Here is a 23,486-nt window from a genome sequence, read left to right as displayed (position 1 = left end):
ATTTCAAAATCATTATTTCAGTTGAATATTTTGTAATTCACCATTAAATGCTTGAATTAAGGATTTCACTGTAGGCTCATTATGCAACAATTCTGAAGCACGAACATACGCTTGCTCTTTACGTGCATTTAAAAGCACATAAGGCGTGCGTTCACTTACATCTCCATACACCACATTAAATCGTGTTGCAGGCCAAACACTGTGTAAGGCTTGTTCTAATAAATGCTGCATTTGGTTGAGTAGTTGTTCGTATTTTTTAGGAATATGGAAACTACTTTCACCATCAATCGTACCAATCATCACGCCATGTTGAGCCAACTCTTGTACAGCAGGTGATAAATCGCTATGACGGAACCAATATTCCCATTTATCTACAGTCCATTCTCCTTGCAGGTCTTGCACAGGCAGTTTCAAAATATCCTGTGGCATTAAATGACTTAGAGCTGATGCAGTTACAACTGCTGGACTATGCATCTGCTGTTGTATTTCAGCCTGTATAGTACTTACTACTGCTGGTTCCTCTGTTATGCGTTGTGCAAATAGATTATCTGCCACGTCAGCTGAAACAGGTTCACCAGAGATATCAGCACCAACACTATTTTCAGCTACATGCTCATCTAAAGGTGCAATAGATTCAAAAGCATAGTCTGGTGTTAAATCTACAACCTGATCGTTTCCTGCCAAAGCATCTAAACCAAATAATGTTTCACCATGAGATGGATCGAAAATAATTTGATCAGATGACTCTACCTTTTCTACCTGAGATACATCCGCATTTTGCGTATGTGCTGATTTGGTTTGTGGAATGTCAATTTCAGGCGCTACTTGAGCTTGCAGACTTTGTTCCACAACTGGAGTTGTATCTAACGCTGGTTCATCCAGAAAATCATCTGATGAAGGCTCATTCACATCCGTCTTTGATGCGAACTCATCTTGTTCATCATCATATTCATCAGAGAAGAAATCATCAGAATTTAGCGACTCGTTTTTAATATCTTGCGTTGCAGGTGCATCTGTCGCTAATACTGATGTACGGACTTCAGCTGGACTACTTTGTGGTGTTAGCTGTTCGCTAACAGGCATCTGCTCAACACTTGCAACTGGCTGTACGGTTTGCACGACTGCTGAAACAGGCACTTCATTCGGTTGCATAGGACGGAAAGCCAGCAAGCGTAGCACGGTCATTTCAAAACCTTGCTCTTGTGTAACCGCCATTTGTAAATCGGCACGACCTTTACAAGCAATTTGATAATACAGTTGTAAATCTTGCGCTGTAACTTGTTGCGACAGGCGCATAATTTTTTGGTTAATTTCAGCACTGTATTTTAATGCTAAATCTGGCAGATACTGTAGTAATGCCAATTCATGCAGTGTCGAAATCAATTGATCTAGCACCATAGAAACATCGAGTGCTTGCTGACGGAATTGCATTAACAATTCGCTAATACGCGCTTGCTGATTTTGGTGTATTGCTAAAATTAGATCATAAATGATTGTACGGTCAATCAAGCCCAGCATGTCTTTAACATCCTGATGCTGAATAGCACCTTGGCCATAAGCAATCGCTTGGTCGGTTAACGACATCGCATCACGCAAAGAGCCTTGCGCAGATTCAGCAATTTGCCAAATCGCATCCTGCTCCGCTTCTATGCTTTCTTTTTGCAATACATCAGTTAAGTGCGATGTAATTTCGTCTACAGCCAAGGGGCGTAGCGTAAATTGCAAGCAACGCGAAATAACTGTGATGGGTAACTTTTGAGGATCTGTTGTGGCGAAGAGGAATTTCACATGCTCTGGTGGTTCTTCTAAGGTTTTTAGAAGTGCGTTAAATGAATGCGTAGACAGCATGTGCACTTCGTCAATTAAGTAGACCTTAAATCGTCCTTGGGTTGGTGCATAAGGTACGTTGTCGAGCAATTCACGCGTATCTTCTACCTTGGTACGTGAAGCAGCATCAATTTCGATCAAATCGATAAAACGGCCTTCATTGACCGACTTACAAGTCGCACACACTTCACATGGCGTAGAGGTAATCCCTGTTTCGCAGTTCAAGCACTTCGCCAAAATACGCGCAATGGTGGTTTTACCTACACCACGTGTCCCTGTAAACAAATAGGCATGATGCAGACGGCCACGGTCTAAAGCGCTAGTTAATGCGCGTGAGACATGGTTTTGACCAACCAGCTCATTAAAATTGCGGGGACGATATTTTCGCGCAAGTACTTGATACATGTATGCTCCTTTTCACATGCATAAGGATACTGTTTTTTTGACACTGAGTGAATGAAAAAACACAGAAGATGTATGCCAATGCCATTTATTCAGGTAATTGGGCATTCATCTTTTTGGATTTTCAAACTCTGTTGCTGTCCACCATTTGACATCATGCACTGCTTCATTCTGTTGCAGAATCTGATCCAAAGCTTGGATTAACTGCTCAAGCTGCTCTGTGACATCAATATTTGGTTTAAACCATTTTTTAATGATTGGATTTTTAGGCTCAATCATCAGCAGGAAACCATCTGGATATTCATCATATTTGCCACAGCCTAGCCAAATATCTTCATGAAATGGCGCTTCAAAATTTACCACATAGCCCCAGTCTTCAGCCTGAATACCTGCACTGGGAAGGCCCCGCTTTTGTAGCTCTGTATTTAAGTAGGTGGCTAATGAACGCCCCCAAACAGCACCTTCCCATTCATCCGTATTTTCTGAACACGGCGGAAATAATTCAGTTCTAAATTCCACATAAGATTTCAGCATTGCGTATTTCCTGTTATTTCAACTTTTAGCAGTGTACATTTTTAAAAATTAGAGAACAGTAGAATAGTTTTTAAATGCTATACGGCGCCCATGAGGAAATCCTGTTGTGATGCATAGGCTTTAGCACTCTGATCCATTCGGATTTCTACTTCATGCTTTGCAACGTTCACCAATAATAGATTGCGCTTAGAGACACCAACAAGTTCCAACTGAGTTTTTGCTTCATCTTTAAACAGCATCCGACCAGTCAATGTTTCAGATATGTCATTGCCACTCATACTGATACGCTGTAGCTCATATTGCATATCTTCTTTTAAGGTTAATTTAACCGACATACCCTCGCATTCTTCGCATAAAGCAGAACAGCTTAAACACGGTGTATGACCTTGATAGCTACCCGCCCATACAGGTTTGGGCTGAACACTTTCTTGCACAGTATTTTGATCAATGCTTTTTGTGCCATGCTCAGTATCCTGACAGCCAGTTAAAACTGCTGATGCACCAGAAATTGCAATAAGCGGGAGAAGTCGGATTGCAGACATGATTAAACAAACCATCAATAAAGTGCCTGCAAAAATAATATAATCCTGCAGAAACACTTTATAAAAGTAGTTTAATTGGGTTAAAACCAGCCTTTTTTACCTATTAAAAGCTGATCTGCACAGCGCAGTACTTCCTGCGTGAGCGCCCATAAACGGTAATCCCCAGTCAATGAGCCTGTTGGAAAGTTATGTGTATAAGCAAAGCTTAAATCACGCGCTGGGTCACACCATGCCCCTGAACCATTAAACCCAATATGGCCAAATCCATTTGAAGATTTGCCCAAACTTAACACACGGTGATAACCCAAACGCCAATGCATGGGCAACGGCATAATTCGGTCACGCTTTTTACTCTGGATCGTGCTGAGTAGACTAAAAACTTCGGGTTTAATCAAAGTTTGACCATTCCATACCCCATGATTTGCCAGCATGGCGTACATTTTAGCCAAGCTTGCTGCTGTAAAAGCACCATTGGCTGCTGGAATGACCGCCTGCATGCCTTCATCACTAAAAAAGCTAAAATGCTTCATGCCTTTAGGAATCATCGCATCCTGAAAATCTTGTGGATTTTGACCACTAAGCTCAATCAGTTTATCTAGGGGTGATACTTTACGTGGCTTAGATGGCTGAGAAGATTTTTGTTTATCTGCATGATTTAAACGCGATACTTTCGGAAGTAACCGAGCGACACGCTCAAGTTGATCATGTGGTACACCAAAATACGCGCCATCCAACGCCAAAGGCTGGACTAAATACTGTTGCATTAATTCAGACAAACTTCGTTGGGTCGCTTTTTCAAGTACTCCACCTACTAGCCAACCAAAGGTCAATGGCTGGTAGGCCATGTCTTCACCCAACCCAAAGCGTGGTGTCATTCTTTCCATGACTTGAAGCATGTGTGGCCAGTTTGCCATTTCAACTGCTTGATCAATATTATTACGGATGTCGTATAAACCACTTTGATGGCTCAAAATATGCCGAAGCGTGATGTGATGTTTACCATTTTTCGCAAATTCAGGCCAATAGTGGCTAATAGGCACGTCATAATTAATCAAACCTTCACTGACTAAAATATGCGCCAGCGTGGCCAATACGCCTTTACCCGTGGAATAACAAATAGAGAGTGTATCGGACTGCCATTTTTCATCCGTAGATTTTTGACCTGTACAAATTTCCAGTACTTTACGGCCTTTAAAATATACGCACAGGGCCGCGCCACCTTGTGTGCTACGTGCATCCTGCAAACGGCTAAATAGTCGCGCAACATCTTGAAATGTAGTATCAACTTCACCCCAATAATTTTCAGCATTTGCACATAAAATTTCTTTCAGCTGGTTCATATCCATTGAACTCCAAATTCTGTCATACGCGAATGATATGACATATTTTCAGGCAGAAAAAAAGCCCGATACATTGAATACATCGGGCTTTTAAGCTTACAGCGCTGTGACTGAACCCGTCACATGCGGTTTTTTATTTTTTGCACTTCGGATCATAAAATCAGTTTCTGAAGTATTCACCGCTGTTAAAAATTCAACTTTTGAAGGTAGATACATTGGAAGCTTAAACCAAACATCAGCTTCATACGCATCTGGCAAGCTTAAATTTGCCAACGCTTTCGCTTTACTCCACATACCATGTGCAATGGCTTGTTTAAAACCAAATGCTTTTGCTGTCACGGCATGGATATGAATGAGGTTAAAGTCACCAGAAGTCAATGCGTAACGACGTCCTGTATTTTCAGAGACATTCCACTCACCTACTAACTGATAATCTGGAGTTTTATTTTCAGATGCTTTAGCTGTGCCTTTTACATCGGTTTTTTGACGTGCTAAATACGTCGTCAATGATTCAACCACAACGTCGTTGCCGACTTTTGCCGTGGTAATAAAATCAAACTGTACACCTTTGTCATGTGGTTTTAATTCACCAAATTTACACGACAAGCTCAATTGTTCATTGACCCCAACTTTACGCGTTTGCTTCACTTGATTGCGAATATGCACTAATCCAAGAATTGCAAATGGAAATGCTTCTGTTGTCATCATGTGCATTTGTAAACTTTGCGACAACACAGCCAAGTAAATAGCCGGAATATAGCCGTTATTTTTAAAACCGCAAACTTCGTTGTACGCTTTTAAATGTTTTGAATCGACTTGAAATGAATCCACCACATATTCAACTTGCGGTAGCACTTTTTCACCTTTCGGCTTTTTAAAAATCAAGCCTTGAATGACTTTTGGATAAGCCAGATAAGGTTTTGGAAGTTGACTAAAATGGCGAGTATTCATACTGAACCTTTGAGAAGTTTTCTAATTTGTTTCATGGAGTTCTCTCTCCCTCTAGGAGAGAGCTAGAGAGAGGGTTAATAATATTCCCTTTCTCTCCCTCTCCTAAATTCTCTTCCCCTAAAGGAGAGAACTTTAATGTGTTAAGCACCTAGCAAGCTTTGACCACAAACACGAACCACGTTACCGTTCAGGCCTGTAGATGCTGTTGAAGCAAACAAGGCAATCGTTTCTGCAACATCAACAGGTAAACCACCTTGGCTCATTGAGTTCATACGACGACCAGCTTCGCGGATTGCAAATGGAATGGCTGCAGTCATTTGAGTTTCAATGAAACCAGGCGCTACGGCGTTAATTGTCACACCATTAGTTAGCGTAGGCGCAGTAAATTTAACCACTCCAATCACACCTGCTTTAGATGCTGCATAGTTGGTTTGACCCAAGTTACCCGCAATACCAGAAATAGACGATACACAAACAATACGGCCATTTGCATTGAAGCCATCATTACCCAGTAAGTAATCATTAACACGCTCAATTGCAGACAAGTTAATGTTAATTACCAAGTCCCAAAGCTCAGGCTTCATATTTGCCAACGTTTTGTCACGTGTAATACCTGCATTATGCACAATGATATCTAAACCACCTTGTGCCGCAGCAGCTGTTTTAATTTTTTCGCCAGCATCCGCTGCAGTAATGTCAATTGCAAGTGTTGAACCACCAATTGCACCTGCCACACGGTCAAGGTCAGCTTGTTGTTGTGGCACATCTAAACAAATGACATGCGCGCCATCACGAGAAAGTACATGCGCAATTGCTTCACCAATACCACGGCTTGCACCTGTAACTACAGCTGTTTTACCCGCAAGTGGTTTGGTCCAGTCAATATCAACAGTTTCCGCTTGAGATACGCGAATCACTTGGCCAGACACATACGCTGAACGCGGAGAAATAGCAAAACGAAGTGCAGATTCAAGGTTCGCTTCTGCGCCAGCATCAACATAGATAAGATTAGCTGCAATGCCTTTTTTGAATTCTTTACCCACTGATTTTACAAAACCTTCAAGTGCGCGCTGTGCGATCGCTTGTTTTGCAGTTTTAGCTGTTTCAGGTGTTGTACCCACAACAACCACACGACCAGATGCTTGGACTTGGCGTGCGATTGGATTAAAGAATGCATATAACTCGTGTAGTTGTTCTGAGTTTTCAATGCCAGAAGCATCAAATACAACCACTTTAAATTTAGATTCTTTGTCGCCGTCATTAAAAGCGCTCAAGTTCAAGCCTGCTTTAGCTGCAGCTTGCTGTAATTCAGTATTATTACCTGCATAACCATTGGCATGTACATTTGCCAAAACTTGAGCAATAGAACCAGCCAAAGTACTGTTTGGCGCAGCGCCGACTAAAATAGCGCCTTTCACCACAGGAGAAGCAGATTCAAAACGCTCTAGGAAAGTCGGTGATGGCAATCCTAAATTTTTAATGACAAATTTACCAATTGGAGATTTTGCAAATGCTTGGTATTGGTCACTCATGTTTTTATCTCTCAAATAAATTAATTTTTTGATGGATTTGAAGATATCCTTTAAACTTCAATATGATGTTATTGGCCTTATATTTCAATAGCTCCATCAGTTTCTATTGAATCATACTTGAGTTAATGCCGATATGACTTGACCTGAATGCATTCTGCAATGTCATTCCAGTCAATTCAGCACTCCTGAGTTTATGATAATGTAGCCCTCAGAAACACTTTTACATGCTTGGAAAAGCCTTATGAGCAAAACTACTCAAGAAAATCCAGCAGTCGAAACTTCTGCTGAATCAGATGTGTCAAAACCATCAAAAACCACATCTAACCGCACTACCCGAAAAACCAGTACAACGGACAAATCAGCAGCAAGCGCTAAACCTGCCCGCACACGCTCTACAGCGTCGCGCAGCAGCAGTAAAAGTACAGCGTCTAAAACTACAGCTTCAAAACAAACAACTCAAACTTCTGTTCAACAGGAAAAACACATGAGCCAAAATACAGTTCGCCGCGTAGCTATCATTGGCGGTAACCGCATTCCATTTGCACGTTCAAATGGTGCTTTTTTCACAGCTTCAAACTCTGACATGTTTACAGCTGCTTTAAATGGCTTGGTTGAACGTTTCAACCTGCAAGGTCAGCGCTTAGGCGAAGTCGTAGCAGGCGCAGTTTTAAAACACAGCCGTGACTTTAACATGACCCGTGAATGTGTGTTAAACACAGAACTCGCTCCAGAAACACCTGCTTACGATATTCAGCAAGCGTGTGGTACTGGTTTGCAAGCGGCCTTCCTTGTTGCCAATAAAATTGCACTCGGCCAAATTGAAGTGGGTGTTGCTGGCGGTGTAGATACGACATCTGATGCGCCAATTGCTTTTGGTGACGGTCTGCGTAAAGCATTGCTTGAACTCAATATTGCAAAAACAGGTAAAGACCGCCTGAAAGCATTAACCAAAATTAATGTAAAAGATTTAATGGATGCACCAAAGAACGGTGAACCACGTACTGGCCTTTCTATGGGTGATCACCAAGCAATTACTGCACTTGAATGGGGTATTCCTCGCGAAGCGCAAGACGAGCTTGCCGCAACATCTCATCAAAAAATGGCAAAGGCTTATGATGAAGGTTTCTTTGATGACCTAATTACGCCTTTCCTTGGTTTAGACCGCGACAACAACTTACGTCCAGATTCTTCTGTAGAAAAACTTGCTAAGCTTAAACCTGTATTTGGTAAAGGCGACGGTCGTACAATGACGGCTGGGAACTCTACTCCATTAACAGATGGTGCATCTTGTGTACTTTTAGCATCTGAAGAATGGGCGAAAGAAAACGGTCATGAAGTTTTGGCTTACTTAACTTTCCAAGAAACTGCAGCTGTAGACTTCGTTGGCAAGAAAGAAGGCTTATTAATGGCACCTGCTTATGCAGTTCCACGCATGCTTGAGCGCGCGGGCATCACACTACAAGATTTCGACTACTACGAAATTCATGAAGCATTTGCATCTCAAGTATTGTCTACGCTTAAAGCGTGGGAAGATCCTAAATTCTGTAAAGAACGTTTAGGCTTAGAAGCACCATTGGGTTCAATTGACCGTACGAAGTTAAACGTAAAAGGTTCTTCTTTGGCTGCAGGCCACCCATTCGCTGCAACTGGTGGTCGTATTTTAGCGACTGCTGCGAAGTTACTAAATGAAAAAGGTTCAGGTCGTGTATTAATCTCGATCTGTGCAGCTGGTGGTCAAGGCGTAACTGCAATAGTTGAAAAATAATTACACCTATCGCGATTAAAAAAAGCACCTGATTTCAGGTGCTTTTTTTTGGCATAATATTTCTTAATCTACAAAATATCCTGTGTTGTCCATTATGAAGATCTATGTGCAGGCTGATAACCTAACTGAGCTTCAATATAGTCGTAACACCATTGGAAAATAAAGGTGTACACCAAGATACATAAGGTCAAACTTAAATCGGTAATAAATGCTTGTCCTAAAGACATATTTAAGGCGTATGCCACCATTGGAATAGTCGCAAGCATTAAACCGCCTTCAAAACCAATAGCATGCATCAAACGTACGCCTATAGTTCTTTTCAGTTTACGTTTCGCTTCAAATTTTTCAAAAAAATGGTTAAAGGTCATATTCCAAATAACCGATGTTACAGCCATAGCAATACCTAATGTTCCAGTAACTTCCAAAGGAACATGAAAGATAAAGCTTAATGCGATTGCAATGATCACCAACAGGATAATTTCATAGCTCAGCGCATGAACAATCCTTCTCTTGGAAATCAACATGATTTAATTCTCTATATTTCAGTAGTGTTAGCTATTCTATTTTTATATGATTGATTAATCGAGTCAGATTCTTTCAATATTTTTGATAGGAAAACCACATGAACTTAAATCAAGACCAACTGATTATTTTTAAAACCGTGATGGAAACTGGATCATTCTCTGCTGCTGCACGTGCATTAGGCAAAGTCCCTTCAGCAGTCAGCATGTCGATTGCCAACTTAGAAATCGATTTAAATTTGCAACTCTTTGAACGTATAGGCCGTGAACCCGTGCCTACCGCGCATGCAAAAGTTCTGTTTGAAAAAGCACAACAACTCTTAATAGAAATGAATCAGTGGAAACAACTGGCCTTATCGCTCAGTACAGGGCTTGAGTCAGAACTCAATATAGTGGTGGTTTCAGAACTATTACATACCCATTGGACAGACTACATTGCTGCGTTAGAAGCCGAATTCCCAAGCTTACAAATTAATATTTTTACTGCACCACAAGAAGATGCACAAAAAATGTTAATAAACGGAACAGCACAATTTGCACTCATGTTTGAACGTGAACAGCTTGAAAGTAATGAGCAATTCATTGAGCTCAAACGACAAGCTTTGATTCCTGTTGCAGCCAAGCGTTATGCTTTAGCACAATTTAAGCAACAAAGTTTTGAACAAATTTTACAATCTCGACAAATTGTCGTAGCCAGTCGTGACCGCAATATTCAACCCGAACTGTTATTCTCAAAAAACTATTGGCGTACAGACAATCATCATTCTGCTTGTGCCATGATTTTACAAAATTTGGGATGGGGCGTATTACCCATAGAAATGCTGGATGAAAATCCGCTTTTAAAGCAACAATTACAGATTTTAAATTTTTCAGATTTCACGCCTAAGTTTGAATATTTTGTAGATTTAGTTTGGAATCGGGAGAGCGTTCAAGGCACGGCCGCTCGTTTTTTGATAGATTATGTAAGAGAACTACGTAAAAATATGGTTTAAATGTCTTAAAAATAACCACAGCCACTTTAGCTATTCAGACTTTGTGTTATAACTAAATGAAGGGCAATAACTTTAAGAACTAGATTTAAATGACACATTCTGCTTTAAACCAATTAAAAAATTTGACAACTATTGTTGCTGACAGCAGTGACTTAACTGCGATTGAAAAATTTCGTCCACTCGATGCAACAACCAATCCTTCTTTGATTACAGCAGCTGCTAGCCAGCCTGAAAATAAGGCTTTAATTGAGGCAGCTTATCTACAAGCACAGCAAGAAGGCTTAGTACATGATGAGTTGATTGAACGCACCATTGATATTTTAACCGTCAAGTTTGGCGCTGAAATTTTGAAACTTGTTGAAGGTCGTGTATCTACAGAAGTTGATGCGGCTTTGTCTTATGACACAGAAGCGACAATTGCAAAAGCAAAAGAATTGCTGGCGTTATATGCTCAATACGGCGTAGACCAAAATCGAATTTTAATTAAAATTGCATCGACATGGGAAGGCATACAGGCTGCTAAGGTGTTAGAAGCTGAAGGAATCCCCTGTAACCTCACCCTATTGTTTGGCCTGCACCAAGCTCAAGCCTGTGCAGATGCAAATGTAACGCTGATTTCTCCTTTTGTTGGCCGTATTTTAGACTGGTACAAAAAAGCAGAAAATATAGATCATTACCCAATTGATAAAGATCCCGGTGTATTGTCTGTAAAACAAATTTACCATTACTATAAACAACATGGCATTCGTACCGAGATTATGGGTGCAAGCTTCCGTAGTGTGGATCAAGTGCTGGGCTTAGCGGGATGTGATTTACTGACTGTCTCTCCAAACCTTTTGGATGCTTTAGCACAAGACCAACGTACAGTAGAAGCACAGTTATCGGCGGACCATACGCATCCACATACAGAACACTCGAGTAGCCCACTCACAGAAACTGAATTTAAAGCTCAACTGGAAAAAGACTTAATGTCTTTCCAATTACTCCAAGGCGGTATTGATGGATTTATCAAAGCTCGCGAACAGCTCAGTCAGTTGTTACGTCAAATTTTTGGTAAATCACAAGAAATTAAAGTTTAATGCTCTGATTTAGCATATAAATATCAGGTGATTTTTCCAATTTCACCAGATATCTGCTCCACACTAAAACTGATGTTGTTATACTGACGGCATCAGTTTTTTATTGGCAAAATTTCGTGTTTGGCATTACAGATTTAACGACCTTTATTATTGGTACAACATTGATTGTGCTACTTCCCGGTCCAAACTCCATCTATGTAATGACCATTGCTTCACGCTACGGTATTCGCGCAGGCTATAAAGGTGCTTTGGGTGTCTATAGTGGTGATTTAATTCTGATTATTTTAACAGCCTTAGGTGCAGCATCTTTACTGCATGCATTTCCTTTGCTCTTTATTTTATTAAAAGTCGTGGGTGCGACTTATCTGAGCTACTTAGGCATAAAACTTCTAAAGGCTGCTTATGATACTTGGCGTACTGCAGATGCTCCTCAAGCAATACAGCAAAAAGAGGATCTCTCTGAGTTCAAACCATTTCGTACTGCACTCACCATCAGCATTTTGAATCCCAAAGCGATTTTATTTTATCTGTCTTTTTTCGTACAGTTTGCTGACCCAAATTATCCTTACCCTGCTTTAACCTTCTCAATACTAGCCATCGTATTACAAATTATCAGCATGAGCTATTTAACCATTTTGATTTTTTCAGGTGCAAAACTAGCGTCATACTTTACTGCACGTAAACGTTTAACCGCCAGTTGTGTTGCAAGTGTCGGCATTCTATTTTGCGGTTTTGGGCTGAAATTGGCTTTTTCATCACTCTAAACACTGCAATCATGGTTAAGACAAATTGGGGATCTTTTTAACGACTACAATCATTTTGCCTTAACTGATTTTATGGCGCATTGATGTAAGTACGGCGCATCATCTCCAACTCTAAACGTTGCGTTTCATCTGGATCATCTACGCCAGTAAACATAGTCAGCCATAAACCGTCCGCTGCACAGCGGAGCAATTGTAAATCCATACCACTGTCTGTATCGGCATGCACAGCCAAACGTTCGTTCAACCATTCAATCCACTGAGCATTAAAAGCTTGATCGGTCAGCATTACCATTGAAATAGCAGTCCACAGGCTACCAATGCCTTGAGTATCACGCTGTAAGGTGAAGTGAATAAAGGCACGGGTAAATCTGCCATAAGCTATAGGATCTTGTGCCATATACTCATCAAATGCCTGATCTAGTTTTTTTAAAACAGTATTCACCACAGCACGGACTAAAGCAGGTTTATTGGGAAAATGATGCAATAAACCCCCTTTAGTTATTCCAGACAAATCTGCGACCGCTTGTAATGAAACACCCGATAAACCCTTATCTGCAGTGAGCTGAATAGCAACCTCTAAAATACGTTGCCTTACCCGTTCAGGCTCTTTTTTACGCTTGTAAGGATTTTCCATTAATGCCCCGTAGAATTTGAAAATAGGTTAATCACCAGCACACCTGAAACAATCAGCCCGATACCTAGCATGGCAGGTATATCCAAGTTTTGTTTAAAAATAAAATAACCGACTATTGCCGTTAAAATAATACCCACACCTGCCCAAATGGCATAAGCAATACCCAACGGAATGACTTTAATCACCTGTGATAGTAAGTAAAATGCAATACTAAAGAGCACAACCACAGCCAATGACGGCCAAAGCTTTGTAAAGCCTTCTGATTTTACCAAAAAAGTAGACCCTGTAACCTCAGTAATAATAGCCAATGCCAACATCGCGTAAGCCATATAAAGCGGATTCATTATATTTCACTCAAATAAACATACCATTTGGTCGGTATGTTATATTTTTATAAAATTTATGCAAGCCCAACTTTACGATTTAAATACATTCTAACTGGATGAAGTTACTTCAGTGCAAATGCTAAATTGGTTTTAAGGTGCATATTTTGCTAAAAATTCAAAAGTTTGTTGTAGCGTTTGTTGGCTGGCTTTTTTACCCATCATAAATTGATATTCATGCACCAAAAACTCTTTACTGTCTGGATAAAAGACTTCCGTCACTGGCACATTGAGTTGTTTTAAACTTTGCACAAATGGTATGGACTGGCTTTGTGTTAAAAAATCCTTATTCCCTCCACTGATAAATACGGGCGGATAATTTGAATTCAAATGCTGACGCGGAGAAATACTGGCTAAAAATGCTGTATCTTGCAGACGATCACCTGTATATGCCTGTACCAAATTAACTATTCCCCATTCTAATAATTTAATTTCCTCTGGGGCAGTTTGTACGAAGTCGCTTAAGTCATAAATACCACAATGCAAAATCATGCCTTTTAGATCTTGCCGTTCTAACACTGGTTGAAAATCTTGAGATTGTGCGTATGCAGGATTACTAACAAAACTAGCATAGTGGCTAGCCATATTTGCCCCCGCAGAATCCCCTGCTAAAAAGATTTGCTGTGCATTTAAATGATATTTTTTCGCATGGCTTTGAATATACGCAATTGCTTGATTGATTTGATGTAACTGTGTGGGATAAATCGCTTCAGGTGCAAATTGATATTGTACAGACACCACGTTATAACCTGCATCTGCAAGGCGTTTAAAATAACCACGTGCATGTTCTTTATCACCAGAAATCCATCCACCACCATGAATCCAAACAATCACTGGTCGGGGTTTATCTTGCGCTACATGAGCTGGTTGATATAAATCTAGTGAAAGCTCTGGTGTGTGCATATAAGGAATGTTGTTATATACCTTTATATGCTGAGGTGCATGTCGATCAATAAACTTTTTTTGAATTTGCGTTGATGCATTAAATACGCCAGCAATCACACGGCTATTGGATTTGGTAGATTGACATGCAGATAACTGTAACAACAGCAGAATACTTAAAATGATTATCCCAGTTTTACGCATATACCCCTCACAATAGATAAATCCAAACACAAATTATAACTCTTATATATACAATACTTAATCTAAATGGCTAACCCGAAAAATCAAGTCAAAACCTGAGCATTTTACTGCGAATTATTTGCCAAACAATTGGCATTTAACAGACTTAATTATATGAATTTAAATATTATTTATAGTTTAAAATTGAACCTTTCAACACAATATGCTATGTATAAAGAATACACTGATAAAGATAAATATAGGAGTTTTTGTTATGGCTTATCAACAAATTTTAGTCCCTGTAGATGGTTCACAAATCTCGCTTTCTGCCGTTAAAAAAGCCGCTCAACTTGCTGTCGCTTTTAATAGCAAACTTACACTCGTAAGTTTAGTGGCAGAAGATCCATTTAGTGATGCTGACTTTTATTACTCGGCTTCAATCATGCGTGACTATTTTGTACAAGCCTATGAAAATGCACAAAAAGCATTAGTAGAAGCTGCGCAAGTTGCAAAAGATGTGGGGATAGAAGCTTCAACTGAAGTGGTGAAAGGTCTTGTTTCTGCTGAAGGTGTAGTCGCAACTGCTACACAGTACAATGCAGATCTCATTGTCATGGGTTCACATGGTCGTAAGGGCTTCCAAAAAGTCTTACTCGGTAGCTTCGCACAAGACGTATTAAGTAATACCGAATTACCTGTGCTGATTGTAAAAGCATAAGCTCAAATCATTGCATGCCAAAATACTTTTCTACACGATGAATAAAGAACCATAAACATAATAATGCGATGACTTAAGGAGTCTAACATGAGCTCATATTCACACATCCTCGTTGCTTTAGATGAGTCTCCTATGGCTTATGCCGCAGTAGAGCAAGCATTAAGCTTGGCACAAGACTTAAAAAGCCAAGTCACTATTATGAGTGTGATTGCAATCGATCCTTTTGTCGGCGTCGATTTTTATAAAGTTGCGCCTGCAATCACAGACTACTTTATGCAAGCAGAAAAAAACGCCAAAGAACGCTTAGAAGATGTGAAGCAATCTTTTATACGTGACGGCATTAATGTGCAGACTAAACTGATCCACGGTGTATCGCCATCACAAGGGATTATTCAAGTGGCAGATGAAGCTGGTGCTGACCTAATCATTATGGGCTCTCACGGCCGTACAGGCATTCAAAAAGTGATGCTTGGAAGTGTGGCACAAAATGTTCTGACTCAATCCCCTATCCCCGTACTGATTATCAAAGTCTAACTCAAAGTAAAAAATCCCTGCATGCAGGGATTTTTTTCAATTCATCATCAAGTAGCGTAATTTATTCATTGTGTTTAATCACAACAGTGTTTGCTATTTTGTCATGCCAACCTTGTTTTTTCTTATCAAATGCAACCCAGATTAAACCTAAACAAAGCACTAAACTCGAAGGGATATAACCCACATAACGGATGACTGATTGCAATGGCTTCAAGTTTTCACCCGTGGTCGCATCTACAATTTTAATGCCCAAAAGGATTTTGCCAGGTGAAGCCGACCAGATTTGCCAAACCAATATAGTTAAAATAAAAGGCAAAAGGTAATTAATAAATATATCAAACCAAAGTACAGATGGTTGCTCAGAAAGACCTGTATCTAACACTAGATCCCAGTCTCCTTGATAAAACAACATCAGAAAAAACAACATGATCACCAATAAAATAAAAGTATCAATAATACAGGCGCCTGTACGTATCCAAAATCCAGCATATTGCGAAGGTGCCTTAGGCATTTTGATGTTCCATATTTTTGTTTTATACCTACTATAAAGCAGTCTAGCTATAGAATTGATTACTATTTTGTATAAAAAAATCCTTTAATTGAAGGATTTTTTTATTGCTTTACTGTCGAATCAACTCATCGCTTTATGCAAATGTTGCAAAAACACTTCTGCTTCTAAACCTGTATCAAAATGCTTTTCGAATACTGCATTTTTTTGCACGCTATTCGGGGTGTATTCTGTTGTAACAGTAAAACCGCCACTTTGGCTCTTAGAAATTCGTACTGCAATAATATGTTGGGTATTTAAATAAAAGCCATCTTCAACTTTAACTAACATAACTGCCTCAAAACTTCGCTTACAGCAACTGATTTACATCAACACTTTCAATTTATACACCAGCCATAGCATAAGCTTACGAAATGTGGTGTATTTAGATAATTGTACTCCTAAAATGTGAAATAAATAACACTTTTCACATGAATTTAATCACTTACCATTTTAAAATAGTTTAATTATTCAACAAAATTCGGCTTTAAATAGATGCTTTTTACAGTATATTTTTTAGTTTCAGCACTTTAAATTTATTATTTAAATTAATTTTTTTTACACAATCTGCATAAAAAAACCGGATGCGAACATCCGGTTTTGATCAAAATTTCAGCCTTATACGCTAAGCATACTATTTAAAGTTTCTGATACGTTTTTAGATTTTACTTGTGGCTTTAATGCTTCCAACTCTGCCTTCACTTCTGAGCGTTGTGGCTCTGCCAAAGTATACCAGCGAGACAACGCTTGTAATAAACGAGAACCAACAATTGGATTCTTCTCATCAAGATACTTCGCAAGTCCAATAAAGTGTTGTACCCCAAAGCTCCATGTGTTTACAGGATTAGCATTTAAACCACCGCTCACTGCACGAATACGGTTAGGGACTTTCAAATCATAATCCGCATGTTCAGTTAAAGCCTTAATGCTTTCTGCCGTTGCTTTTGGATGAGCCGCTTGTAACATAAACCACTGATCCAATGACAATGCTTCATCTTTAAAACGATTATAAAAATCTTCTAAAGCTACTTTAGCTTGAGGTGCATCATTCCACACCAACACACGTAACGCACCTAAACGCTCAGACATATTACCCGTGTTTTGATACTGTGTATTGGCCAGCTCAAATGCTTCTGCATCTCCCTGGCGCGCCACCATACCTAAAAGGATATTTTTGAGTGCGCGAATACCCATCGCTTGAGAAAACTCTTTTTGCATATTTGGATCAAGCGCCAAGTATGTTTCTTTGCAAAACGCACCCAACTCACGCGCCAAAGTATCTAATAAAGCATTACGTTTTTCTTTGACCAACTCAGGGTTATAGCCTGTATCAATACGGCTACCCAAATAACCTTCTGTTGGCACATCAAATAAACGTGAAGCTAATAGCGGATCTTTTGCAATCACATCTGGCACTGTATTTTTCATAGCTTGGATATAAATATCTGCAGCATGATCATTGAGTAAAATACGTTCCAATAAAGTTTGTGTTGCTTGCCATTGGTTAAAGCCATTGGTTTCATATTGCATTAAAAATGCAAGTTCTTCATCTGTATAGTTAAATACTAAGTTGACTGGTGCAGAGAAACTACGTAGCAATGAAACAACAGGTTGGGCTTTCACGCCTGTAAATTCGATCACAGCTTCATCTTGATCAAATAAATACACACCATCTGTTACGGCATTTTCAAATAATGCTTCTGAATTTAGCACCAATTGCTCGCCTGACGCTTGATTAAAGAGCGCAAGTGCCACAGGAATAGGAACTGCTTTTAAGTTTGGATATTTTGGATGTGCTTTTAGGCTTTGTTTTAAGCTTAAACGATAAGTTTGTGTAGCTGCATCATACTCGCCTTTTGCTTCTAGTTTTGGTGTCCCTGGTTGGTTATACCAAATAAGGAAACTCGATAAATCGACACCAGAACCTGCCGTTAAAGCAGCTACCCAATCTTCTACTGTCACCGCTTGGCCATCATGACGTTTGAAGTATTCATCCGTACCCGCACGGAATTTTTCTTTGCCTAGCAAAGTCGCCATCATGCGGTTAATTTCCGCGCCTTTCTCATACACTGTTGCAGTATAGAAGTTATTAATCTCTACAAAATGGTCTGGACGTGGTGGGTGCGACAGTGGGCCTGAATCTTCAGGGAATTGATGTGCTTTTAATACTGCAACGTCATCAATACGCTGTACGGCCGCCGATTGTAAGTCCTCAGAGAAAGACTGATCACGGAAAACGGTTAAGCCTTCTTTTAAACATAATTGGAACCAATCACGGCAAGTAATACGGTTACCTGTCCAGTTATGGAAGTATTCATGCGCAATCACAGATTGCACACGCATAATGGCAGCATCAGTCGTAAATTCTTCATCCGCCAAAACACAAGACGTATTAAAAATATTGAGGCCTTTATTTTCCATAGCACCCATATTAAATGCGCTCGTTGCCACAATCATATAGTTGTCTAAGTCATAAGGGCGACCGTAGTGTTCCTCATCCCAACGCATAGAATGCTTTAAGGCTTCCATCGCAATATGACATTTCGCGATGTCTTTTTCTTCTGCATAAATTTCTAAGGCAACATTACGCCCTTCAGAAGTGACGTATGAGTCTTTTAATACAGCTAAATCACCAATCACGCAGGCAAATAAATAAGCTGGTTTTTTAGTTGGATCTTGCCATACGGTATAGTGTCGACCTTCTCCCGCCTCGCCAGCTTCAATTAAATTACCATTGGCTAAAAGTACAGGAAATTTTTTATCTGCTTCTACACGTGTAGTAAATACAGACAACACATCTGGACGATCTGGATAAAAGGTAATCTTACGGAAACCTTCTGGTTCATTTTGGGTTACAAATAAATCACCACCCGCCAAATATAAACCTTCCAATTGCGTATTTGATTCAGGATGAATAATGACATGAGTTTCAATCACAGCATGTTCAGGTGCGTTGGCAATTGATAGCTGTTCAGTGTCGAGTTGGTATTCATTTTCTGCTAAAACTTGACCATTCACTTTAATGGATTGAAGTTCTAAATCACGGCCTAACAGAACTAAATCACCCGCCGTTTGGCGTTGCATATCAAGTTTGGCATACACATGCGTTTTATCATCAAAGACTTGAATATCTAGCTGAATAGAATCTACAAGGAAAGACGGCTTTTGATAATCTTTTAAATAAACAGTTTGGTCTGCTTCAACCACTGGATGTGCTGCAATATTCATATAGAGTCCTAATCCTTTATTTAAACGTCTAGACAGCTGACGATTCTTAAAATGGGTAATGCATTAGATCATACGATAAGTTTTTCTAGCTGTCTGTGCATTTCATTTGTATTGTATATGGGAATAAAGCGCACTCATTTCAATTGCTTTGGCTGAATATTTATTATGCCCGCTGTATATTTGCGCAGATCATCATGTGAACTCCATAACCACGCTTGTAATGGCTACATCCCTTAGCATTCCTTATTTAAATTCGCAGCAAAAATGATCTGGCTATATCAACACAATAAAATATTAAGCGCACCAATCCATTTCATTCTATCTATTCTGTGGTGCACTCTGATGACACTCATCAGGTCTTGAATCAATATTGGGAAATGAATAACTTGATTTCATGAACTTAAAAGATTGAATGTTAAAGTAATATTGAATTTTTATTTTTAAACAACTTAGCAACATAGTTAAAATTAATTCACTTTAAATTGCCCAATTTGTACATTTTGTGCACAGTTATTGCTTTTATTTATCTGAACTGAGTTCACAATAAAATCTACTGAAAACAAAAAGAGGTGCACCATGTATTTAAAAGACCACATTGTTCGCGTGGAAAATGTAAAAGCATTGCAAGCACTAGATGCAGCGAACATCGATCACAAAGTCATTGCCATGTTTATGAGCTGTGAAGGTATACCACTGCAAACCTATGAAGTCAGCGCTATTTTAAATAGCTATGAGCATTTAGGCGGTAAAAAAATCCCGACGAAGAAAGTCCAAGCCTTAATTCAAGCCAAACAATTGGGTGAGGAGGATGAATCATTGCCATGCCCTGCAGCCTACTAAATCAATTCGTGCAATCTTTATTCACTGAGCATGTAAGAGATTAGAGCCTATACATAAAAAGTGCTAAAGGACATCCAAGCGTATAATCCAAGTACATTTAAACCAATCACTTGCTGTGTAAAGCAGATTTTATCCATTGCTTTACACAGTGCTCATCTGTTATATCCGCCTAAATTTAACACTTAGAACCCGATTGCAACGGTGTATAATCAAATCACTTTCTTTTTGATTTGATGACCTAGTTTATGACTTTAAACGTTCTACAAAAACAGCTGGATGCGAGCACAACGTGCCCTCTATGCCATGCTGCAATGTTTTGGACGGAAGCAGAACAATACGATCAAGAAGTCAATTATTTTGAATGTAGTCACTGTCAGCACCAAATATTTCCAGAGCAGCAACGCACATGCCACTGTGAAAAATGCTTAGCCCAACGAAAGAAGCTGATGGTGGAATCTCGATTACAAGAGCAGCGTAAGCTACGTCAAAAAGATATACACGAATATGAGCTCAGCCAATTGAGCTTTATGCAAAAGCTGTTTTTACTGGCACTGTTGGATGACTTAGTACAAGAACATACGACGCATCATGAATTTATTGATTGGGATCAAATTAAATATTACCCCATCACGCCTAACTATTTATTTCAAAATTCAATTATTAAATATCTTGTTAAAGAACAAGTTTTAATTTGCAAAGACTTTGCGGCACAAGCGGAGCAGTATTATCTAAATATTCGCTTAGATGGCTACTCTGAACCCAGTCTATTTAGCATTACACACCAATTAAGAATGTGGTTTTATGAAAACCTGTCTATGGGTGTGCCTTTTAAAAAAGCAGAAGATGTAAAAGATGCGCTATATAGTGTGCTGTACCAAGAAGTAATTCAGTTTATGCAGTTTTATTGTCGCTCTTGGGGAATCCAAATTGCGGGCAATAAAAACTTCCGTACATTTTGCTACCAGCTCATGGACGGACTAGCCATTGGGCAAATTTATTATCTCATTCAAACTGCATTAGAATATCTGCACCAAAAAAATGCCCTTCAGGCGCGTAATGAAAATTTTATTAACACCAATTTATTAAAGAAAACCTTACAGCAATATCGAGAGCGTGGCCTACAAGAAAAATGGGAAACCAGCACCCTGCCACGTCCACCACAAATGCCACTGAGCAAAATGAGTCAAATTTTGTTTTATCGCTTTTTAGGTTATGACGAACGAATTTTTTTCCAACCCGTATGGCGTTCTTGGAAAAAAATTGAAGCGCGTTTGAGTTTTCATTCTAACAAACGTTGTATCCACTGCGGTTCAGAAGAACTTTCTGTGGACTATGATGCCTCAGATTATGTCACGCTTTTCTGTCGTAGCTGTAAACACCAAGATCACTATTTCACGCGTTAGGGACAAATAAGATCATGAACCAACTTGAAACGATACTACCCTTAAACACGACTGAACAGTTAAGCGATTTTACCGCGCCATTAATGGAGCAAGTCTGTGAAGCATGGACACAATTACAAACTCAACAACCCTTGGTGCATATTATTACCAACGGTGTAGCCAACAATTATGTCGCCAATGTGCTATTGGCTACAGGCGCATCTCCAGCCATGATTGATAATCCTTTTGAGGCTGAAAGCTTTGTAAAAATTGCAGGTGCACTCAACATTAATTTAGGCATGCCAACCACAGAACAAATGCAAGCCATGCAAATTGCGGCACAAACTGCACAGCAAATTGCAAGGCCTTGGGTACTCGACCCAGTCGGTTATGGCCCTGCTTTGCCTTGGCGCTCTGAAATGACCAATCAACTGATTCAATATGCACCAACGGTCATTCGTGGCAATGCTTCTGAAATTAGTACACTGGCAGGCAATCAAGTTGAATCTAAAGGCGTAGACAGTACACTAGATAGCGCCGATACTTACTTACACGCATCTTCATTACTTGAATATGCCAGCTGTATCGCCATTTCAGGTGAGTCAGATTATATTTTGTCTAAAGAACTCAATGCTGTCATTCAAGTGAAAGGTGGTTCTTTCTTACAACCCAAAATCACCGCTTCAGGTTGTGCCCTTGGTGCATTAACAGCGGCCTATTGTGCTGTCAGTAGTGCGACTGTAGGTACCTTGGCTGCACATATACATTTTGCAATTGCTGGCAAAAAAGCCTATGAACATGCCAATACGGTTGGAAGTTTTAATGTGGCATTTTTAGATGAACTACATCGCTTAGATTTAGACAGTCTGCAACAGTATCAAGACTTACACATTACAGCACTGCTATAAACAGTACCTGATTCCAATCAGTTTACTGATTACCATTTTAGGCCTACAAGCATACGTCGTGCGTGTGATTAGCGCACTTTACGTCCGATTGCGAGATTAAAAGTCGTTTCGACAATTGTTTTCAAATCGAGCTGGCACACACACATCATTCCCATGCCATCAAAATAATCAGGTACATGTTGCATGAAAAACTGATGATGTGTGTCATATTTATGACGCAGTCGAATCAATTGATCAGGTGTAACTTTAGGAATGTCGCAATAGTGGGTAAATACCTCTTCATCACGTTTTTCAACTTGTGATTTACGCGACATGACCATTTCTAAAACGCTCAAATGATCTGAACTCATTTTTCGGCCATTGCGCGGATAAAAGTTTAATGAACGCGATGCAAACAACGAATAAATCTTGGGTTGCATCAGCGTAGTCACAAACCACAATGGCACACTTGGATGACGTAAACGATGTTGAAAAGCCACACGAATGGCTGAGCGTAAAGATAAATTCTGACGACGATATTCTGGCAAAAATCCTGCGCGTGACATAACCACAAAAATAGGGTTTTTATCTAATTTTAATTTTAGAATGGCAATAATATTTTGCCCAACCAAGATATTTTTATGGAAATATTGCACCACTTGAACAGAAACAGCATCTAAGTCATATACAAATTGGTATAGACTTTCGATCTTACTATGTGGAAAAATTTGTTGATCGAATGCCCACAGTTGCTGAAAAAATAAATGCTTTTGCTCTGCAGAGAGCTGTACAAAATCAGTCACTCTTTCTGTGATTTTCATAAAATGCACTCACTGCATAAATGTTATAATACGAAAACTATTGTTTTAATTTAAAAAAACTGAACTCAAATGAGTTATTTGATCTCAGCATAAAGATGCTTAGGCCTTAAAACTATGGCCCAATCTCGAGATCTTGTGGCTATTTATACAATAGACCTCCCTTTGTGTAAATATTAAGCAAAAACCACAACTCCTAGC

General features: G+C 39.5%; 23 protein-coding genes. 9 read left to right on the top strand and 14 right to left on the bottom strand.

Annotation, left to right across the window (positions count from 1 at the left end; translation table 11 throughout):
• Positions 1-12: 12 nt before the first annotated feature.
• The 6 genes from dnaX to D9K81_RS11705 all read right to left on the bottom strand — a co-directional run bounded on the left by dnaX (position 13) and on the right by D9K81_RS11705 (position 7,128).
• Positions 13-2,232, bottom strand: coding sequence for a DNA polymerase III subunit gamma/tau (gene dnaX / locus D9K81_RS11730; protein WP_120374781.1), 2,220 nt, complete (start codon positions 2,230-2,232; stop codon positions 13-15).
• Positions 2,233-2,337: 105 nt separating this feature from the next.
• Positions 2,338-2,763: a hypothetical protein gene (locus D9K81_RS11725; protein WP_120374780.1), complete on the bottom strand. Its 426-nt coding sequence runs from the start codon at positions 2,761-2,763 to the stop codon at positions 2,338-2,340.
• Positions 2,764-2,840: 77 nt separating this feature from the next.
• A complete protein-coding gene (locus D9K81_RS11720; protein ID WP_171406920.1) occupies positions 2,841-3,305 on the bottom strand; it encodes a copper resistance protein NlpE N-terminal domain-containing protein in 465 nt (154 codons plus the stop codon).
• 80 nt (positions 3,306-3,385) lie between these two features.
• The gene (locus D9K81_RS11715; protein WP_120374833.1) at positions 3,386-4,645 is read right to left on the bottom strand and encodes a serine hydrolase domain-containing protein; all 1,260 of its coding nucleotides are present in this window, start codon (positions 4,643-4,645) and stop codon (positions 3,386-3,388) included.
• A 96-nt stretch (positions 4,646-4,741) separates the two neighbouring features.
• The gene (locus tag D9K81_RS11710; RefSeq protein WP_120374778.1) at positions 4,742-5,596 is read right to left on the bottom strand and encodes a MaoC family dehydratase; all 855 of its coding nucleotides are present in this window, start codon (positions 5,594-5,596) and stop codon (positions 4,742-4,744) included.
• A 140-nt stretch (positions 5,597-5,736) separates the two neighbouring features.
• Positions 5,737-7,128 carry a 3-oxoacyl-ACP reductase gene (locus tag D9K81_RS11705; protein ID WP_120374777.1) on the bottom strand — a complete coding sequence of 464 codons (1,392 nt, stop codon included), beginning with the start codon at positions 7,126-7,128 and terminating at the stop codon, positions 5,737-5,739.
• Positions 7,129-7,369: 241 nt separating this feature from the next.
• Here D9K81_RS11705 and D9K81_RS11700 point away from each other — a divergent pair, with 241 nt between their 5' ends.
• Complete coding sequence (locus D9K81_RS11700) at positions 7,370-8,893, top strand: acetyl-CoA C-acetyltransferase (RefSeq protein WP_120374776.1); 1,524 nt, start codon at positions 7,370-7,372, stop codon at positions 8,891-8,893.
• Positions 8,894-8,985: 92 nt separating this feature from the next.
• Here D9K81_RS11700 and aceI read toward each other — a convergent pair whose 3' ends face one another.
• Positions 8,986-9,417 carry a chlorhexidine efflux PACE transporter AceI gene (gene aceI, locus D9K81_RS11695; RefSeq protein WP_120374775.1) on the bottom strand — a complete coding sequence of 144 codons (432 nt, stop codon included), beginning with the start codon at positions 9,415-9,417 and terminating at the stop codon, positions 8,986-8,988.
• Positions 9,418-9,515: 98 nt separating this feature from the next.
• On the opposite strand from aceI, the gene aceR reads away from it, so the two are divergent.
• The 3 genes from aceR (at position 9,516) to leuE (ending at position 12,249) form a co-directional block, all read left to right on the top strand.
• Positions 9,516-10,406, top strand: coding sequence for an HTH-type transcriptional regulator AceR (aceR, locus tag D9K81_RS11690; RefSeq protein WP_120374774.1), 891 nt, complete (start codon positions 9,516-9,518; stop codon positions 10,404-10,406).
• An 89-nt stretch (positions 10,407-10,495) separates the two neighbouring features.
• Positions 10,496-11,485, top strand: coding sequence for a transaldolase (tal, locus tag D9K81_RS11685; RefSeq protein WP_120374773.1), 990 nt, complete (start codon positions 10,496-10,498; stop codon positions 11,483-11,485).
• A gap of 116 nt (positions 11,486-11,601) precedes the next feature.
• Positions 11,602-12,249, top strand: a complete 648-nt coding sequence (gene leuE / locus D9K81_RS11680; protein ID WP_120374772.1) for a leucine efflux protein LeuE — start codon at positions 11,602-11,604, stop codon at positions 12,247-12,249.
• A 70-nt stretch (positions 12,250-12,319) separates the two neighbouring features.
• Here the strand turns inward: leuE and D9K81_RS11675 are convergent, their stop codons facing one another.
• From D9K81_RS11675 to D9K81_RS11665, 3 genes are all read right to left on the bottom strand, one after another.
• Complete coding sequence (locus D9K81_RS11675) at positions 12,320-12,883, bottom strand: TetR/AcrR family transcriptional regulator (RefSeq protein WP_120374771.1); 564 nt, start codon at positions 12,881-12,883, stop codon at positions 12,320-12,322.
• Positions 12,883-13,227, bottom strand: a complete 345-nt coding sequence (locus D9K81_RS11670; RefSeq protein WP_120374770.1) for an SMR family transporter — start codon at positions 13,225-13,227, stop codon at positions 12,883-12,885. Before D9K81_RS11670 ends, D9K81_RS11675 begins: the two co-directional genes overlap by 1 nt.
• Positions 13,228-13,359: 132 nt before the next feature.
• Positions 13,360-14,352 (bottom strand): alpha/beta hydrolase, encoded by a 993-nt coding sequence (locus D9K81_RS11665; protein WP_120374769.1) that lies wholly within the window; start codon positions 14,350-14,352, stop codon positions 13,360-13,362.
• 253 nt (positions 14,353-14,605) lie between these two features.
• On the opposite strand from D9K81_RS11665, the gene D9K81_RS11660 reads away from it, so the two are divergent.
• On the top strand, positions 14,606-15,049 hold the full coding sequence (locus D9K81_RS11660; RefSeq protein WP_120374768.1) for a universal stress protein: 444 nt from the start codon (positions 14,606-14,608) through the stop codon (positions 15,047-15,049).
• Between the two features lie 87 nt (positions 15,050-15,136).
• Positions 15,137-15,583, top strand: a complete 447-nt coding sequence (locus tag D9K81_RS11655; protein ID WP_120374767.1) for a universal stress protein — start codon at positions 15,137-15,139, stop codon at positions 15,581-15,583.
• 61 nt (positions 15,584-15,644) lie between these two features.
• Here D9K81_RS11655 and D9K81_RS11650 read toward each other — a convergent pair whose 3' ends face one another.
• The 3 genes from D9K81_RS11650 to pepN form a co-directional block, all read right to left on the bottom strand.
• Positions 15,645-16,094, bottom strand: coding sequence for an RDD family protein (locus tag D9K81_RS11650; RefSeq protein WP_120374766.1), 450 nt, complete (start codon positions 16,092-16,094; stop codon positions 15,645-15,647).
• A gap of 120 nt (positions 16,095-16,214) precedes the next feature.
• Positions 16,215-16,421 carry a hypothetical protein gene (locus D9K81_RS11645; RefSeq protein WP_120374765.1) on the bottom strand — a complete coding sequence of 69 codons (207 nt, stop codon included), beginning with the start codon at positions 16,419-16,421 and terminating at the stop codon, positions 16,215-16,217.
• A 327-nt stretch (positions 16,422-16,748) separates the two neighbouring features.
• The gene (gene pepN, locus D9K81_RS11640) at positions 16,749-19,358 is read right to left on the bottom strand and encodes an aminopeptidase N (protein WP_120374764.1); all 2,610 of its coding nucleotides are present in this window, start codon (positions 19,356-19,358) and stop codon (positions 16,749-16,751) included.
• 576 nt (positions 19,359-19,934) lie between these two features.
• On the opposite strand from pepN, the gene D9K81_RS11635 reads away from it, so the two are divergent.
• The 3 genes from D9K81_RS11635 (at position 19,935) to thiM (ending at position 22,488) form a co-directional block, all read left to right on the top strand.
• Positions 19,935-20,198, top strand: a complete 264-nt coding sequence (locus tag D9K81_RS11635; protein ID WP_120374763.1) for a hypothetical protein — start codon at positions 19,935-19,937, stop codon at positions 20,196-20,198.
• A 245-nt stretch (positions 20,199-20,443) separates the two neighbouring features.
• Entirely contained in the window at positions 20,444-21,601 is a 1,158-nt protein-coding gene (locus tag D9K81_RS11630; RefSeq protein WP_120374762.1) for a hypothetical protein, read from the top strand.
• Between the two features lie 14 nt (positions 21,602-21,615).
• Positions 21,616-22,488: a hydroxyethylthiazole kinase gene (gene thiM / locus D9K81_RS11625; RefSeq protein ID WP_120374761.1), complete on the top strand. Its 873-nt coding sequence runs from the start codon at positions 21,616-21,618 to the stop codon at positions 22,486-22,488.
• Positions 22,489-22,556: 68 nt separating this feature from the next.
• Here thiM and D9K81_RS11620 read toward each other — a convergent pair whose 3' ends face one another.
• Positions 22,557-23,288, bottom strand: coding sequence for a hypothetical protein (locus tag D9K81_RS11620; RefSeq protein ID WP_120374760.1), 732 nt, complete (start codon positions 23,286-23,288; stop codon positions 22,557-22,559).
• Positions 23,289-23,486: the final 198 nt, after the last annotated feature.

It is taken from the genome of Acinetobacter chengduensis, assembly GCF_003664645.1.
GTDB lineage: Bacteria > Pseudomonadota > Gammaproteobacteria > Pseudomonadales > Moraxellaceae > Acinetobacter > Acinetobacter chengduensis.
The sequence above is the reverse complement of the archived record's forward strand: the minus strand, read 5'-3'. Positions and strand labels throughout refer to the sequence as shown.

Coding starts and splice junctions, on each gene's coding strand:
- D9K81_RS11700 (WP_120374776.1), top strand. CDS start 7,370: ATGAGCAAAACTACTCAAGAAAATCCAGCAGTCGAAACTTCTGCTGAA.
- D9K81_RS11620 (WP_120374760.1), bottom strand. CDS start 23,288: ATGAAAATCACAGAAAGAGTGACTGATTTTGTACAGCTCTCTGCAGAG.
- D9K81_RS11705 (WP_120374777.1), bottom strand. CDS start 7,128: ATGAGTGACCAATACCAAGCATTTGCAAAATCTCCAATTGGTAAATTT.
- D9K81_RS11715 (WP_120374833.1), bottom strand. CDS start 4,645: ATGAACCAGCTGAAAGAAATTTTATGTGCAAATGCTGAAAATTATTGG.
- D9K81_RS11655 (WP_120374767.1), top strand. CDS start 15,137: ATGAGCTCATATTCACACATCCTCGTTGCTTTAGATGAGTCTCCTATG.
- pepN (WP_120374764.1), bottom strand. CDS start 19,358: ATGAATATTGCAGCACATCCAGTGGTTGAAGCAGACCAAACTGTTTAT.
- D9K81_RS11630 (WP_120374762.1), top strand. CDS start 20,444: ATGACTTTAAACGTTCTACAAAAACAGCTGGATGCGAGCACAACGTGC.
- tal (WP_120374773.1), top strand. CDS start 10,496: ATGACACATTCTGCTTTAAACCAATTAAAAAATTTGACAACTATTGTT.
- D9K81_RS11675 (WP_120374771.1), bottom strand. CDS start 12,883: ATGGAAAATCCTTACAAGCGTAAAAAAGAGCCTGAACGGGTAAGGCAA.
- dnaX (WP_120374781.1), bottom strand. CDS start 2,232: ATGTATCAAGTACTTGCGCGAAAATATCGTCCCCGCAATTTTAATGAG.
- D9K81_RS11710 (WP_120374778.1), bottom strand. CDS start 5,596: ATGAATACTCGCCATTTTAGTCAACTTCCAAAACCTTATCTGGCTTAT.
- D9K81_RS11725 (WP_120374780.1), bottom strand. CDS start 2,763: ATGCTGAAATCTTATGTGGAATTTAGAACTGAATTATTTCCGCCGTGT.
- aceI (WP_120374775.1), bottom strand. CDS start 9,417: ATGTTGATTTCCAAGAGAAGGATTGTTCATGCGCTGAGCTATGAAATT.
- D9K81_RS11665 (WP_120374769.1), bottom strand. CDS start 14,352: ATGCGTAAAACTGGGATAATCATTTTAAGTATTCTGCTGTTGTTACAG.
- aceR (WP_120374774.1), top strand. CDS start 9,516: ATGAACTTAAATCAAGACCAACTGATTATTTTTAAAACCGTGATGGAA.
- D9K81_RS11660 (WP_120374768.1), top strand. CDS start 14,606: ATGGCTTATCAACAAATTTTAGTCCCTGTAGATGGTTCACAAATCTCG.
- D9K81_RS11720 (WP_171406920.1), bottom strand. CDS start 3,305: ATGTCTGCAATCCGACTTCTCCCGCTTATTGCAATTTCTGGTGCATCA.
- D9K81_RS11635 (WP_120374763.1), top strand. CDS start 19,935: ATGTATTTAAAAGACCACATTGTTCGCGTGGAAAATGTAAAAGCATTG.
- D9K81_RS11645 (WP_120374765.1), bottom strand. CDS start 16,421: ATGTTAGTTAAAGTTGAAGATGGCTTTTATTTAAATACCCAACATATT.
- thiM (WP_120374761.1), top strand. CDS start 21,616: ATGAACCAACTTGAAACGATACTACCCTTAAACACGACTGAACAGTTA.
- D9K81_RS11650 (WP_120374766.1), bottom strand. CDS start 16,094: ATGCCTAAGGCACCTTCGCAATATGCTGGATTTTGGATACGTACAGGC.
- D9K81_RS11670 (WP_120374770.1), bottom strand. CDS start 13,227: ATGAATCCGCTTTATATGGCTTACGCGATGTTGGCATTGGCTATTATT.